The organism is Clostridium rectalis (assembly GCF_900626095.1).
In the GTDB taxonomy this organism is placed as follows: Bacteria; Bacillota; Clostridia; order Clostridiales; family Clostridiaceae; genus Clostridium_AS; species Clostridium_AS rectalis.
The window spans coordinates 135133-151145 of record NZ_UYZZ01000001.1 but is presented as its reverse complement, the minus strand read 5'-3'; the positions used below and the strand labels follow the sequence as shown (position 1 = coordinate 151145).

Here is a 16013-nt window from a genome sequence, read left to right as displayed (position 1 = left end):
TTATATCTCCTTTTTATTTAATATTTCATCTGCCACAGCTACTTGTCCTAATGAAATTCCACTATCATTAATAGGTATTTTTTCATTAAAATAAACCTTAAATCCCTTACTTTTTAATAATATATATATTTTTTTTATAAGATATATATTTTCAAAAACTCCTCCACTTAAAATCACTACATTTATTTTAAACTCCTCTCTTAGTTGACAGGTCATATCAACAGTCATATTAATAATAGTATTATGAAATTTAGCACTTATTACTGAAATTTTTTTACCATGTTTTATATCCATTAATATATCCTCTATAATAGGATAATAATTTAAAATATACATACCATTTTTATTTTCTATTAAATAATTATAACTTTCCTTAATATATGGATTTAAAACACTTTCAAGTTCTATAGCTCCCTGAGCATCATAAGTTATATTTTCTTTTATTCCTAAAATAGAAGAAATTCCATCGTATAATCTTCCTAAACTTGATGTGTTATAGCAATTCAAATTATAATCTAGTGCAGTACAAGTATTATCTGTAGTTGTTTTACAAATGCTTTCTAATCTTTCCAAACCAAAATTTCTTAATTCTTTATTCTCTACACTTTTTAAATAGCTTACACCAATTTTCCATATATCTCTTTGAGATGAATCTCCACCTTGTATTTTTGTATTTCTTAAATGCGCTACTCTATTAACCCTGTGTCTATCCCCTATAAAAAATTCTCCTCCCCAAATATTCCCATCATTTCCTAATCCCGTTCCATCATATACTATACCTATAACCTTATCCCATATATTGTGTTCCAACATACAACTTGCCATATGTGCATGATGATGCTGTACTTGTATTTTAAATTTACTTTTAGATATTTTTTTACCATAATTAGTAGACATATAATTAGGATGCATATCAAAAGCTATAAAATCAGGCTGAAATCCAAAAATATTTTTCATATTGTCCATACATTTTATATATTCTTTATAGGATTTTAATTCCTTTAAATCTCCAAGATACTGGCTCATATATGCCATACCATCTAATGAAAAAGAAAAAGTGCTTTTATCCTCTGCACCACAAGCAAGTATTTTATGATTTATCTTCTTGTAAGCACAATAAGGCGAATACCCTCGTCCTAATCTACTTATTACTAATTTTTCATCTATAACTTTAACTACCGAATCATCTACCGGCGTATTAATATCCCTATTATTAATTAAAAAAAAGTCTACCAATTTAGAGATATTTTTTATAGCACCCTCATTACTATACTCTATTGGGCTACCGCTAATATTGCCGCTTGTCATAATAACAGGAGGTATATTTTCTTTAAATAAAAGATGATGTATTGGTGTGTAAGGAAGCATGACACCATATTTTTTTACCCTCGGTGCTACGTCTATAAATTCATCTTCCTCATTTTTTTTATTTAAAAGAACTATTGGTCTTCTATTATTCATTAATATTTCTTCTTCATTTATACTAACTTTACAGTATTTTTTCACCTGTTCTATATCTTTCATCATTAATGCTAAAGGTTTTTCCTTTCTGTTTTTCCTTTTTCTAATTTCCTTAACGGCCTGAGTATTTAAAGCACTACAAACTATATGAAATCCACCTATTCCTTTGATTCCAATTATTTTACCCTTCTTTATAAAACCAGCACATTTATTTATTGGATCTAAACAATTAATAACTCTCCCTTTATTGTCTGTTAGCACAAGTGTCGGTCCACAGTTTTCACAACAAGTAGGCTGGGCATGAAATCTTCTTGTTTCTACATTTTTATATTCTTCATGGCATACTGGACACATAAAAAACTTATCCATAGTAGTATTACACCTATCATAAGGTAATGACTTTATTATAGAATACCTTGGTCCACATAAGGTACAATTAGTAAAGGCATATCTATATCTTCCGGATTTTTTGTTTGAAATATCTTTTAGGCAGTTATCACATGTAGCTATATCAGGCATAATATATTTTAACTTAATATTGGAATATATACTTTTTTTTATATTAAAACTTTCATAACCATTTATTTGTTCTTTATGCACCTCTACCTTTTCTATATCTGCTAGTTTAGGTGGCTTTTTTATAATATCTATAAGGAAAGTACCTACCTTTTCTCTTGTTCCTTCCACATTTATAATTACAGTACCACCATAATTACTAACCCAACCTTTGATATCTAATTTATTTGCTCTTTTATAAATATAAGGTCTATACCCTATCCCCTGAACAATTCCAAATATTTTCACCACATAAGATACCTTTTCTCCTATCATATCTATCTTAATTTTTTTCCCCTTGAACCTCCTTTATAATAGCTATAAGTTCTTCTATATCCTCATAATTTACTTTTACCTTAGTAAATTTATTTATTAAATCACCATTTAAATCCTTAAGATGTTCTAAAAGATTATCCTCTGTTATATGACTGCTATGTGCAACAGTAATTTCTAAAAAAGTTACACGCTTTAAACCATTTTCTTTACATATCCTCTTAATCTCACTAGAAATATTTTGCATTAAAAATGAATCATGCATTTAACACTCCTCCTTATTAAAATACTGCCAATAAATCAAGATATTATATATTTTAAGATTAACTTAATTTACTTCTGAAAGTATAATATTATAAACTTCATCTTTTATATGATCAAATTTTTCTAAAATTTCTTTACTTATGTCCACTCCATAATTTACATCCACTCCTTCTATTCCTATAATAAACCCATTTATTCTTTCAACATTATAACTATTTAAAAGCTTTATTAAGCTTAATTGATGCTGAGAATACCCCTTTTCATAAAAATCTTCTTTGTGCTTAATATTTATTACAGAAATACTTCCAGGCTTAATACCATATAAAGTGCAATCTAAAATAAAAATAAAATCTCCACTTTCTATAAAACTTAAGCAATAATCTACATCTGTTTCACCTAGTATAACCTGAAAACCTATCCTCTCTAAATCATCTCTAAGTTCCTCACCTAAAATTACTCCAATAGCATCATCTTTCATTATTCTATTTCCTATAGCAATAACCTTTTTACCCATAACTACACCACCCTTATATCAATAGAAGAGAAATCATTACTTAAAACATGTGTGGCACAAGAAACACATGGATCAAAAGATCTAACTATCCTTCCAATTTCTGTAGCATTTTTGGGATTGTTAATATGTGTACCAATTAAAGCTTCCTCTAAAGCTCCAGAAACTCTATAAGAATCCTTCGGAGATAAATTCCAAGTACTTGGGGTTATTATTGTATAATTCTTTATTTCCCCTTCTTTTATGTTTATATAATGAGCTAAAGCCCCTCTTGTAGTATCCATAAAACCATATCCTACAGCACTTTTAGGTAAAGAAAAAACCTTATTTGTACTATTCCTAGGTTGTATTTTATCTAAAAGATTAAGCATAATATTTGAAATTTTCTCAGCTTCCAATGCCCTAGCAACAATCCTACTCATAGTTGAAATTCCATTTTTATAATCCCCACTTATATACATTCTTGCCAGCGGCCCTACCTGCATTGCATGACCCTTATATCTTGGTGCCTTTATAAAACTATACCCTTTCTCTTTAAACGGATCCGTTTCCCAATTTTCATCCTCAATATTTAACACGTTATCTGATGACTTATACCAAGCCCTATATATATTTTCATTTATGCTATCAGTATCTAATTCTTCTCTTTTTCCATTTATAATAACTGCAGGTGATACATAATGAGTATTTTTTTCAAGATTATCAAATACACCATAGGTCATTAAGTTCTTAGAACCTACCCCTATATTAAAATAATCATTATAATATTTTGAAATTGTATTTACATCGTCTAACATTTTGTTTGTTATAAAATCCCTAATTTCTGTAACCAGTGCTTTAATTTGAACAATTTCTTGAGCTGTAATATTTACTGTAACTCCACCTAAAAAAACTCCATGATTATGAGGCGCCTTCCCTCCCAAAACCGCTAATATCTCATGAGCCTTTCTACTATAAATTAAAGAATTAAAATAATTTTTTATAAGCTTTTCACTTTGCTTTTTTGGTATTCTAAAATCATTATGATTGATAGAATAAATGGGATTTATATTAAATCCACTAACGTAATCTGGCATAACATATTGGTAAAAATGTCTTAAATGATTTTGTAAAAATTCACTTCCATGTAATACCTGCCTAATCATATCTTCATTGCTATCTGCCATAATACTATAAGCATTTTCAAGAGCCTTTGCAGACGTTACAGAATGCGCTGTAGAACATATCCCACAAATTCTTTCAGTGAAATAAATAGCATCTAATGGAGATCTTCCTTTTAACATCTTTTCAAAACCCCTAAAAAGCATGCCTTGGCTTTTAGCATCTATAATTTTGTTTTTTTCTATGTAAGCCGTTATTTGCAAAAATCCACTTATTCTAGTTACAGGATTTATCACTACTTTATCTGCCACTATTTTCACCCCAAACTTAAAAATTTATAAATGGTTCCATAGCATCTGGAAATCCTTTTTGAGCACAGCCTATACATGGTGTATTGTCTCCAATAGGCCAATTTACATAATCATTCCACTTTCTTATAGAACAGTCAGTTTTTGTTACTGGTCCTCTACATCCTAGCTTAAACATACAAGTTGTTTCTCCTACAGATTTTGCAAATATCCTTTTTTCAAAAAACGATCTTCTAGGACATATATCATGTATAGTTACACCATAAAAAGTAATTGGTCTTCTATCCTCATCCAATTTTATATCTTCAAATAATATTAAATTTGCTATAGTACCCATAATCCAATCTGGATGAGCTGGACATCCTGGTAACCTTATAACATCACGATTTAATTCCTTTTTTATATAATCAGCTGCACTAATACAACCAGATGGATTTGGTTTTGCTGCAGAAATTCCACCATAAGAGGCACAAGTTCCTACAGTAAGTATATACTTAGCTTTTTCAGCAACTCTTTTTACCTCTTCCATTCCCGTTATAGATCTTCCTTTATAATAACCTACAATATTATAAATTCCATTGTCCTTTGTTGATATAGCACCATCTACTATTAGTATAAATTCTGTATCAAGAGTTTTTATTAATTGTTCCTCGGCCTCGTCTCCTTGAGCCCTCATAAGACTATTATTATATTTTAAATTAACTAAATCTGTTAAAAAATATGTTACATTAGGCGCACATCCATTTAATAATGATATTATATTTCCCGAACACCCAGCCGCCTCTATCCATACTAAATTCATTTTTTTCTTTTCTTTAGATTCTATTCTAGAAATAGCTGTTTCTATAAGATCTTTTGCTGTATAATGTTTAGACTTTAGTACTAGACATACATGATTTCCCAAATATATTCCTCCTATTAATTGTTTAAAGTTCCTATAGGTGTTAAAATTTTTATTATCTTCTCCTTATTATGGCATTCTGTAAGTTCTTTGCTCAAATCTTTCCCTGCTTTAAGTCCAAAATGTGTTCCTGCTGCCCAAGCCGCAGTATAAGTTACATCATAAACTACACCATCAATAGCAACATATGCTTTATTTCCATTCTTCCCATCATATTTTGAAAGTTCCTCTAATGTAAAACGCTGTTGCCTTACATTAATATTATTTCTATAAATTTTATCTGTATAATTCATATTACATATAAAATCTTTTAAAATATCTAATTTATACATTTCTTCAATTGCCAATTTATGATAAAATACTTTTTCACACATATTAATACTCATAAAACTTATAACTTGAAGGCTGTATATATTTTGCTCCATTCTGTGTATCAGTTTTTCATACTGATAAGGTTTCATAAACTTACCCTCTCCTATTAATCCATTCTTATAATAAATATGATACTAGTTATATAAAAATTCTAAAATAAATTTAAAATATAATCATCATACTTATTTTAATAGACCTATTTCAATTAAAGTGTTAGTATAATATTGTAAACTAATCTATATAATTTAAAAATATATAAATTGAGGTGCCATAATGAATAAAGCAGATATTAAACCTATAAAAAATAAAAAAACTTACTTTCAGATAATTCAAACTTTTATAGATTCTATTCTAAACAATAAATTAGACTATGGTGAAAAATTATATAATGAAGGTGAACTAATGGAAATTTTAAATGTTAGTCGTCCAACATTACGTGAAGCATTAAGAGTTATGGAGTTTTTGGGCATTGTTACTGTTTCTCCAAGAAAAGGAATAGCTATTAGTAATCCTAAAAATAACAATTATTATTTACCTCTTACATATATATTAGCCTTTGAAAAAACAAGCAATACTGATTTATTTGAACTTAGGATGTCTATAGAAATAGAAATGGTAGGTATTGCTGCATTAAGAGCAACAGAGGAGGACTTTATAATATTAAAAAAAATTTCTGAGGACCTTATAAAACTTCCTAAAGGAGATATTAAGAAATTTACTGAACTAGACCAATTATTTCACATTACAATATTAAACTGTGCCAAAAACAACCTATGTTCTAAATTAATGAACACACTTAATGTACTGATATATAATCAATTAGAACAAATACATAAAGCTTTAACAAATGATGATAGATTTAATACTATAGAAAAACATAGTGCTATATATAAAGCACTTATAAGTAGGAATGAAGAAAAAGCTAGACAGGCTATGAGGGATCATTTAAATCATGCCTATGGTGTAACCAAAGAATTACCTAACATATTTTGTAATAAACTTATATAAAATAAAAAGAACCTTTTATCATTAAAATAAAAGGTTCTTTTGTTCTACTGAAGAAGTATTTTATATATAGGAATTATAAATAAACTCAAAATAGTAGTTATTGTTATCATAATGGCCGCATATTGATAATCTGCATTATAAGATTTAGAAACTATAGCTGTATTAGTCATAACTGGCATAGCAGCTTGAATAATAAATACTTTTTTCATAAGGTTATCTGGTAGTGGAAATATAATACATAACAGTACAACTAACAATGGTGATATTATAAATCTCCCCAATAAAACTCCCCAAATATCTTTATTAAATTTTATTCCTTTTAAATTAATATAATACATAGTATTACCTATAAATAACATAGATAAAGGAGTAGTTAAATTACCTAGATATTTACAAGTGTCCATTATAAATTTAGGAACAGGGATAGATAAAAGTATTAAAATTATAGCCACTATGAATCCCATTAAAGGTGGTGAAAATATCCTTTTTAATGTACTCATAGATAAAAAATTACCACTTTCCCCTGCTCCATCCTTGCTAATCTCAAAAACTCCTATAGTCCAAAAGAATGTAGTATTAGCTATATAATATAATAGAACATAAGGTACACTTTCAGACCCAAACAATGCTAAATTAACTGGTAATCCAATAAATATAGTATTTGAAACAAAGAACATTGACAAGAATGTCCCTTTTCTACCTGGTGTAATATTAAATACTTTAATAAATATTTTACCTATTATATATGCTAAAGCTATAGAAAGGAAAGGAATAATGAGTCCTTTGCCTAAACTCAATAATTTATTTCTATCAAAGTCTGACATAAGATTATTAATCATCAACGCAGGCAATGATACATTTATAACTATTCTAGAAAATAGTTTCGCCCCTTGTTTGTCAATCCATTCCATTCTAGTTAAAAAATAACCAATAGCTATCATAATAATAATACTAAATATGCTACCGAAAGCACTTAAAAGTTCCATAAAAATCCCCCTTTTAATAATTTAATACTGCTATCCGTACTTTATATCTTATTTTAACTTTTTATAAAATACATAAACAATACTCTCTATATTATAACTAAATTTATTTTTTAATTTTAACACAGGATTAATTAAAATAGTAGTTATAATATTTTAATTACCCTAGGGGTAAAATATTATTTGTTCTTTTTATCCACGGATTTTGTAGCAATTATATCTGATTTAAGCCCCAATACATCTCTAATTAATATATTTCCACTTTTCACTGGTGCATCTCTTTCAATTTTTTTTATCTCTTCTAAAACATTAAATATCTCCTTTTTAGGTATTGCCTTTGTGGTCCTTACACTAACAAGCGGTATTACACCATTTATTACTTTAACTAAAGATGCTATGGTTCTTTTAGGATTCTTAATCTCTTGTATAGCATATTCTTTTCCTTTGCTACATAAATTTCCACAAACCATTATTTCATCCTCTTGCGTTTCTATGGTTAATTCACATCCATTTGGACAAACTATACAGGTTATCTCCTTATACATTAATATACCACCACCTTTATCTGTTCTTTATTTAAAATTTCTTCCTTTTTTAATAATATGTGTATCATTTCCGCAGGATTTAATTTCTTTAATTTCTTTGCCTTTATTACCTTTTCATGCTGAACAATTTGTATTTCCCTTTCTTTATAAGGTCTACTAACTCTTAAAGCAAGCATTACATCCTCCCTGCCACTTATCCTTTGAGGTACTACATTGGCGATAGTATTATCCATGGTAATAACAATATTATTTTCTTTTTCCCTCTCTTCTTTTATATACCTAGTTGCCGCCTCCGCTAGTTTTTCTCCTTCATTGGATACAAAATCAACTAAATCATGAACATGCAAAACGTTTCCTGCAGCATAAATTCCATTAACACTAGTTTCTAAATCCTCATTTACAATAGGACCTTTTGTTCTCTCATCAATTTCTATTCCTGCTTTAATAGATAATTCATTTTCAGGAATTAATCCCACAGATAATATTAAAGTATCACATTTATACTGTTTTTCTGTTCCCTCAATAGGTATACCCTTTTCGTCAACCTTATTTACTATTACTGATTCTAATCTTTCTTTCCCTTTGATATTGGTTATTGTATGTCCTAAATATAATGGAATTCCATAATCATTTAAACATTGCTGAATATTTCTAGGTAATCCACTAGGATAATGTAATTTTTCTATAACTGCCAATACTTTTGCTCCTTCTAATGTAAATCTTCTTGCCATTATAAGTCCTATATCGCCAGAACCTAATATTATTATATTTTTCCCAACCATTATATTTTTTAAATTCATATAACTTTGTGCTACTCCCGCTGTAAACACTCCAGCGGGTCTTGTACCTGGTATACTTATAGCCCCTCTAGTTCTCTCCCTACATCCCATAGCTAATACTATTGCTTTAGCTTTATACCTTATAAGTCCATTTCTTGAAGATACTAAAACTTCTTTATCCTTTGTAAGATTTAATACCGTTGCCTCCATTTTTATTTCTATCTTTTCCTGTTCTATTTTTTCAATAAATCTATTTGCATATTCAGGGCCGCTAAGCGCTTCTTTAAATCTTACTAATCCGAATCCATCATGAATACATTGTCTTAATATCCCCCCTGCTTCTTTTTCTCTTTCTAAAATTAAAATATCCTCTATTCCTTTTTCTTTAAATTTTAATGCTGCTGAAAGTCCAGCAGGTCCCGCACCAATAATTATTACATCCTTTATTATAGTATCCATTATCTCACCCTCCCTGAAAACATATTTCCATATTTTCTAGAGTAAATAATTTCCTTAACATCCTTATTTTTTTCATTCATAATGAGTTCAGTGATTCTTGTTTGACAATATCCACCCTGGCACCTTCCCATCATAGCCCTTGTTCTGTATTTAATTCCTGTTACAGTATCAATTCCCAATGGATTATTTATAGCCTGCAGTATCTCTTCTTTTGTAATAGTTTCACACCTGCATACAATTTCTCCATAATTAGGATTTTTCTCTATAAGTTCTTCCTGTTTTTTTTCTGATTGCTCAGAAAACTTTAATATACTCTTTCGTACTGGATTAAATTCTTTATTTTCTTTTAAACTTTCCTTTTCTTTAATTTTTTCTACTACGTATTTTCCTATAGGCACTGCGGAAGTCAAACCTGGAGATTCAATTCCTATTAGATTAATCATATTAGGTATTTCATTTCTTTCCTCTATTACAAAATCTCCATAACCTCCTTTTTCTTTATCAACTAATTTGGGTCTAATACCAGAAAAATTTCTAATGAAATGCTCTTTTTTTATTTCAGGTAATATTTTTTTACCTTCATTTATAAGCATGTCCATAATATCGTTGGTTGAAGAGTAATTGTCATTTTCATCTATATACTGAGCACTAGGTCCAATAAATATATTTCCATGAATTGAAGGTGTAAGATGTATTCCAAGTCCACCTTCTTTTTTATTTGGAACTGGGTAGGCTGGGATTTCAAGAAGTGATCCTGCTCTTTTATCTAAAATAAAATATTCTCCTCTACAAGGATGTATTGTATAATCTTTAATGCCAACCATCCTAGCAATTTTATCAGAATTCAATCCTGCACTATTAATTACCCATCTGCTATAAAAAGTTTCTTTATTTGTAGTAATTTCATAGTAATTATCTATTCTCTTTATATTTAATACTTCCCTATCTAAATAAAATTTCACTCCATTTTCACAAGCATTCTCTGCTAAAGCAATAGTATATATAAATGGATCTAATATTCCTGTCATTTTAGAATAGAGTGCTGCCTTTCCTTCTACATTTGGAGCCAATTTTTTAATTTCTTCTCTTGATATAATTTCCAATCCTAGGACATTATTTTTTTCTCCACGTTCTTTTAATTCTTTTAAACCTTGAATATCCTCTTTTGTAAAACCTGTTACTAATTTTCCAACCCTTTTAAAAGGTATATCAAGTTCTTTTGCTATTTTATCAAATCCTATATTCCCCTCTACACAAAATTTTGCCATAAGTGTTCCAGGTTTATTGTTAAACCCTGCATGAAGTACTCCACTATTTCTACCACTAGTTTCACAAACCACATCTAATTCTTTCTCTAATACTGAAACCTTAATATTATATCTAGATAACTCTCTTGCAATTGCATTTCCAACGACTCCTGCCCCAATAATAATTACATCATTTTTTTTATCCTTCATATTCATCCCCCTTTACTTTTATTTTTAAAACACAATACAATTTAAATTTATGCATTAAACATATTAAGTATACTAAATTAACTTAATATTATTATAATGCTAACAGAATATTTTGTAAATTGAATAATTAATTATTTTAAATTATATTTGTATCCTTAATGTTAATTTATACATATAATAAAGTGTATTAAAATAAGGAGATTCTATAATGTTTTTTTTTATGCCATTTTTCACAAATCCCTATTTTACATCTAATGAATTAATGTATCCATATAATCCAACTAGAAATATACGGAACGAATGTGATGGTGTTTCTGAACAACCTAATCCTACTAAATATTATTTTCTTAATTACTGTTACAAAAACAATTGTAAATGTTTTGTTTGTCTTAAACCCCTTCCATCCTCTGATACTATTCAACCTCCTGGGGAAGGCTTACCTCCTCCAAGTAATTGGTATAATATAAAAAAAATAACCGGTAAACCTGAATCCTTTACTATAACTGTGGAATCATTATTATTACCTGTTAATATTTCTTCAAATGAAATTCTAGCTGTAAAAATTTTATTTTCACCTTTAATACTGTTTTGGAGTAGCCAACGTGGTGATAATTTTACTACTGCAACTTCTCAGGGGAAAAATGATGCTCTGGCAGCCAAATATCAACCTATAAGAGTTGAAGGCTATATATTCCCATATGAGGCACCTGGTACGGTACCTTTAAAATTATATTGGAGTAGTACTCGTGGTGATAATTTTACTACTGCAACCTCCCAAGGGGAAAAAGATGCTCTGGCAGCTGGATATAAATTCGTTAGAGTTGAGGGATATATTTTTCCTAATCATATACCAGGGACTGTCCCTTTGAAACTGTTTTGGAGTAGTAATCGAAACGATAATTTTACTACAGCCACTGCCCAAGGGGAAAAAGATGCCCTGACAGCTGGATATAAATTCATTAGAAATGAAGGTTATATTTTACCACACTAAAAATAATTATATAAAGGTATATTTAATAATGAAGAGTGTATTAGAGTTTCAACTTAATACCCTAATACACTCTAAAAGAATTCTTATTATAAATAAAATTAAAATTGTTATTAGTATAATATTTTTATGTTTATTCAATCTACTAAGACCCTTTTTATACTCACCATCCTCTTCCTATATGTTTTATAAATTTTGGCCTAAATTATTATATAATAATATTAATTTCTGTATAAAAAATATCCTAGTTTATAAGCTAGGACATTTTCTAAACTCTTACTCTATAACCAACTCCCCATACCGTTTCAATATACTGTGGTTGGGATGGATTAAATTCAATTTTCTCTCTTATTCTTCTTATATGAACTGTAACTGTAGCACTGTCTCCAAGAGAATCCAATCCCCAAATGCTTTCAAACAACTCGTCTTTTCCAAAAACCCTATTGGGATACTTAGCCATATGCAATAACAACTCAAATTCTTTTTGTGCCATATTAATTTCCTCACCATTAATAAAAACTTGTCTAGAATCTTTATGTATTTCAAGTCCTCTTATGGAAATTATATTACTACTTATCTCATTACTAAATTTATTTTTTAATCTTTCATAGTTTTGAATATGAGATTTAACTCTAGCGACTAATTCCCCAGGACTAAAAGGTTTCGTAATATAATCGTCGGCACCTAAACTTAATCCTTTTATTTTATCAATTTCTTCTTTTTTAGCAGAAACCATTAAAACAGGAATATCTTTATTATCATGAATAATCCTTAGTATATCAAAACCATCAATTTTAGGTAGCATAACATCAAGAATTATTAAATCGTATTTATTTTCTTTTATTTCATTTAATCCTGAAACACCATCTGTACAAATCTTTACTTCAAATCCAGAAATCTCCAAATAATCTTTTTGAAGTTCTGCAATACTTAAATCATCCTCAACTATTAATATTTTTTTCATTATATAAAATTCCCCCTTAACTTTTGCTATTTCCTTTTAAATTAAAAATTCTAATAGTATTGCACATTTATAATTTATTTGAAGTCTTAGTTTCCTTCTACTTTATCATTTATCTTTCCAAGAGATATCATAATGCTTATTCCCTCTTCTTCGTGACTTATAGCCCATATCCTACCATTATGTCCTTCCACAATCTGCTTAGCAATAGCAAGTCCTAATCCACTTCCTTTTGCTCCACTTCTTGCCGCATCAGTTCTATAAAATCTATTAAATATTTTATTTACATCATCTTTATGTATCCCAGCACCATTATCTCTTATTTCTATAATAATACTTAAGCTAGTTTCTCTTAAGTTTATAATAATCTTTCCCTTATTTTTATTCATGTATTTCTTAGAATTACCTATAATATTTAATATAACCCTTCTCATTCTTTCTCTATCCATCATAACAAATTTAGAAGTTTTTAGTTCATTTTTTAAATATATATCTATATTACTTTTTCTAAGCTCTGGTTCACTTTCATATATACAATAATTAAAATATTCAACAACATCAACTTTTTCGAAATTAAATGGAATTTGATTTAAATCCAGCTTGGAATATAAAAGCAAGTCATCAATCATATGGTCAACATGTTCAGCTTTAGAATAAATAGTTTTTAAATAATTTTCTTTTTTTTCAGCAGTATTGGCTACTCCGTCTAAGATTCCTTCTACATAACCTTTTATAGAAGTTATTGGAGTTTTTAAATCATGAGAGATACTAGAAATAAGTCCCTTACGATTATCATCATACCTCATTTTTGTAATTATAGAATCCTTAAGTTGTACCCTCATAGCTTCAAATCCAACGCAAAGCTGTCTTATCTCGCAATCTCCTTCTTCTGGTATACTACAATCTAAATTTCCATTACTAATTTCAGTAGTAGCTTTTTTTAAAGATTTAATAGGCTTTAATATAGTTTTTGAAAACATGTAAGACATGCTTATATTAGTAATTATAAAGGCTACTACAAACACCAAAACAGTTATAAAAATAAATTTATTAAAAAAGTTTACATCTTTTTTAATTGGAGCCAACAAAATTATTGCTCCATTAGTATTTTCTTTGAAATTTAAATCTATAGTTTCAATTATATAAGAATTATTATCGATATTAATACTTTTATTTAAAGTATTTTCTCTTGATACATCAAAGCATTTTTCTATATCTATTTTGTTAATATTATCGGGTTTTTTTATAATTTTATTTGATTTTATAATAATAAATTCACCATTGATTTGTGAGAGACTTTCATATAAATTTTCCTGAAAATCAATACTATCTATATTTTTGGGATATTCCTTTAACAAATCATTTTTAATACTTATTAATTGTGATTGAATAAACACACGTTCTTTAATCCCATCATATTCTAAATTATTACCAGTAATTTTTAGAGAAAGAAATAAAAAAGTGCTCATAATTATAACCGTTGCAATTATTGGTACAATAACAATCATAGTATTAGATATTAACAGACGTTTTTTTATATTCATATTCTCACCTTAAAATTCTTTTTTATCAAATAAATAATAGCCAAATGTAAAAAATATTAGTCCGTAACTACATATCATCATAAATTGACGAAAAATCTTCAAAGCAGGGAAATTACTCATTATCCATAAATTATACCAACTAAATAAAGATGTAAAAAATATTCCAGAATATCTTGAAAAAACAAATTCCATTGCTTTAAAAATAATAACTATAAGTACAGATAAGAAAAAAACTCCAACTCCACTTTTAAAAATATTAGTAAAAATTATAATAATAAGTACTAAAATTATCATAGGTACTATACTAACTGTATAAGATAATAGAATTTTTGTTATTCCTTTTAATGTAAAAGAGTTAGAATTAAAAATAACCCCAGTAATAGTAGAAAAAATCATTACAAAAACAAGATTAGTTGCAACAAATAACATTATAGCTAATATTTTAGCAGAAAATAATTTTAGCCTTGAAATAGGTCGTGTAATTACAATCTTCATTGTATTTTGAGAAAACTCTCCAGAAAAACTATCTATAGTAACTAAGGCTGTAAATAAAGGTAAAATACTATTCACTACCACTGAAAGCACTAGTATAGGAAATTCCATATTAGAAGTTCCTCTAACACCAAATCCGCTTCTGAGCCCAACAATAGTAAATTGTCCTATTATGATAAAAATTAATGATACAATTGCTGATACTAAAATTTTCTTCTTTTTATACAACTTTTCAATTTCATTATAAATAGCTGCTTTAAACTCTAGCATTTCTTTCCACCTCACTTACAAAGTAGTTTTCTAATGAAGCATAATTTTTTAATATATTTTTAGTACTATCAACATTCAGCATTTTACCTCCATAAAGTACTCCAATCTTATTGCATGTAAGTTCAACATCATGTATAAGATGACTTGAAATGAAAAAAGTGGTATTTTCTTCTCTTGCAAGATTTTTTATAATATTTCTCATTTGAATCATTCCCTCTACATCTAAACCATTAAATGGCTCGTCCAAAATAACTACTTTAGGCCTTGATAAAATTGCCGCTGCAATCCCAAGTCTCTGTTTCATACCAAGAGAGAATTTCTTTGTTTTTTCATTTTTAAATCTTTTAATATCCGTAAGTTCTAGTACTTCATCTATTCTCTTATCATCTACTTCATTATAGTATCTAGAAAACTGTTTTAAATTTTCATAGGCAGTTAAATACTGATAAGATTCAGCGGTTTCAATAATGCACCCTACATTTGCCATAGCTTTTTCAAAGTCTTCCAATATACTATATCCTAATATTTTAACATCCCCACTATCCGGCTTAATAAGCCCTGTCATAATTTTCATAGTTGTTGTTTTCCCTGCGCCATTTGGGCCTAAAAACCCAAATATTTCTCCACAATATATATCTAAATTAATATCAACTATCCCTCTTCCATTTTTATATACCTTATTTAAGTTACTTATATCTATAACCTTTTCCAAAATAATTCCCCCTATAATTTCTATGTAAATATATACATTGTAAGCTTCAGCTAAATCTTATATTTTAGC

At 28.2% G+C, this 16013-nt stretch carries 16 protein-coding genes; 2 read left to right on the top strand and 14 right to left on the bottom strand.

The genetic code is table 11. The features are described from left to right. The 6 genes from hypF to EJL03_RS15885 all read right to left on the bottom strand — a co-directional run bounded on the left by hypF (position 1) and on the right by EJL03_RS15885 (position 5835). Entirely contained in the window at positions 1-2292 is a 2292-nt protein-coding gene (gene hypF / locus EJL03_RS00665) for a carbamoyltransferase HypF (RefSeq protein WP_125152041.1), read from the bottom strand. A 7-nt stretch (positions 2293-2299) separates the two neighbouring features. Continuing rightward, a complete protein-coding gene (locus tag EJL03_RS00660; protein WP_125152040.1) occupies positions 2300-2554 on the bottom strand; it encodes a hypothetical protein in 255 nt (84 codons plus the stop codon). Between the two features lie 63 nt (positions 2555-2617). Further along, complete coding sequence (locus EJL03_RS00655; RefSeq protein ID WP_125152039.1) at positions 2618-3067, bottom strand: hydrogenase maturation protease; 450 nt, start codon at positions 3065-3067, stop codon at positions 2618-2620. A 2-nt stretch (positions 3068-3069) separates the two neighbouring features. Beyond that, a complete protein-coding gene (locus EJL03_RS00650) occupies positions 3070-4476 on the bottom strand; it encodes a nickel-dependent hydrogenase large subunit (RefSeq protein ID WP_125152038.1) in 1407 nt (468 codons plus the stop codon). A gap of 16 nt (positions 4477-4492) precedes the next feature. Next, a complete protein-coding gene (locus tag EJL03_RS00645; protein ID WP_125152037.1) occupies positions 4493-5377 on the bottom strand; it encodes a hydrogenase small subunit in 885 nt (294 codons plus the stop codon). A gap of 14 nt (positions 5378-5391) precedes the next feature. Next, the gene (locus EJL03_RS15885; RefSeq protein WP_164508961.1) at positions 5392-5835 is read right to left on the bottom strand and encodes a cytochrome b5 domain-containing protein; all 444 of its coding nucleotides are present in this window, start codon (positions 5833-5835) and stop codon (positions 5392-5394) included. A gap of 184 nt (positions 5836-6019) precedes the next feature. On the opposite strand from EJL03_RS15885, the gene EJL03_RS00635 reads away from it, so the two are divergent. Next, complete coding sequence (locus tag EJL03_RS00635; protein ID WP_125152036.1) at positions 6020-6754, top strand: FadR/GntR family transcriptional regulator; 735 nt, start codon at positions 6020-6022, stop codon at positions 6752-6754. Between the two features lie 44 nt (positions 6755-6798). On the opposite strand, the gene EJL03_RS00630 is transcribed toward EJL03_RS00635, so the two are convergent. The 4 genes from EJL03_RS00630 to EJL03_RS00615 all read right to left on the bottom strand — a co-directional run bounded on the left by EJL03_RS00630 (position 6799) and on the right by EJL03_RS00615 (position 10977). Next, entirely contained in the window at positions 6799-7740 is a 942-nt protein-coding gene (locus tag EJL03_RS00630; RefSeq protein ID WP_125152035.1) for an AEC family transporter, read from the bottom strand. Positions 7741-7916: 176 nt separating this feature from the next. Further along, a complete protein-coding gene (locus EJL03_RS00625; protein ID WP_125152034.1) occupies positions 7917-8282 on the bottom strand; it encodes a DUF1667 domain-containing protein in 366 nt (121 codons plus the stop codon). Next, positions 8282-9520: an NAD(P)/FAD-dependent oxidoreductase gene (locus tag EJL03_RS00620; protein WP_341472403.1), complete on the bottom strand. Its 1239-nt coding sequence runs from the start codon at positions 9518-9520 to the stop codon at positions 8282-8284. The genes EJL03_RS00625 and EJL03_RS00620 overlap by 1 nt, the downstream gene beginning before the upstream one ends. Next, positions 9520-10977, bottom strand: a complete 1458-nt coding sequence (locus tag EJL03_RS00615; protein WP_341472402.1) for an NAD(P)/FAD-dependent oxidoreductase — start codon at positions 10975-10977, stop codon at positions 9520-9522. The genes EJL03_RS00620 and EJL03_RS00615 overlap by 1 nt, the downstream gene beginning before the upstream one ends. Positions 10978-11185: 208 nt before the next feature. Here EJL03_RS00615 and EJL03_RS00610 point away from each other — a divergent pair, with 208 nt between their 5' ends. Beyond that, positions 11186-11968 carry a hypothetical protein gene (locus tag EJL03_RS00610; RefSeq protein WP_125152032.1) on the top strand — a complete coding sequence of 261 codons (783 nt, stop codon included), beginning with the start codon at positions 11186-11188 and terminating at the stop codon, positions 11966-11968. A gap of 265 nt (positions 11969-12233) precedes the next feature. Here EJL03_RS00610 and EJL03_RS00605 read toward each other — a convergent pair whose 3' ends face one another. The 4 genes from EJL03_RS00605 to EJL03_RS00590 all read right to left on the bottom strand — a co-directional run bounded on the left by EJL03_RS00605 (position 12234) and on the right by EJL03_RS00590 (position 15944). After that, complete coding sequence (locus EJL03_RS00605; protein WP_125152031.1) at positions 12234-12929, bottom strand: response regulator transcription factor; 696 nt, start codon at positions 12927-12929, stop codon at positions 12234-12236. An 86-nt stretch (positions 12930-13015) separates the two neighbouring features. Further along, on the bottom strand, positions 13016-14470 hold the full coding sequence (locus EJL03_RS00600) for a sensor histidine kinase (RefSeq protein WP_125152030.1): 1455 nt from the start codon (positions 14468-14470) through the stop codon (positions 13016-13018). Positions 14471-14479: 9 nt separating this feature from the next. After that, complete coding sequence (locus tag EJL03_RS00595) at positions 14480-15232, bottom strand: ABC transporter permease (RefSeq protein ID WP_125152029.1); 753 nt, start codon at positions 15230-15232, stop codon at positions 14480-14482. After that, a complete protein-coding gene (locus EJL03_RS00590) occupies positions 15219-15944 on the bottom strand; it encodes an ABC transporter ATP-binding protein (RefSeq protein ID WP_125152028.1) in 726 nt (241 codons plus the stop codon). Before EJL03_RS00590 ends, EJL03_RS00595 begins: the two co-directional genes overlap by 14 nt. Between the last annotated feature and the right edge of the window lie 69 nt (positions 15945-16013).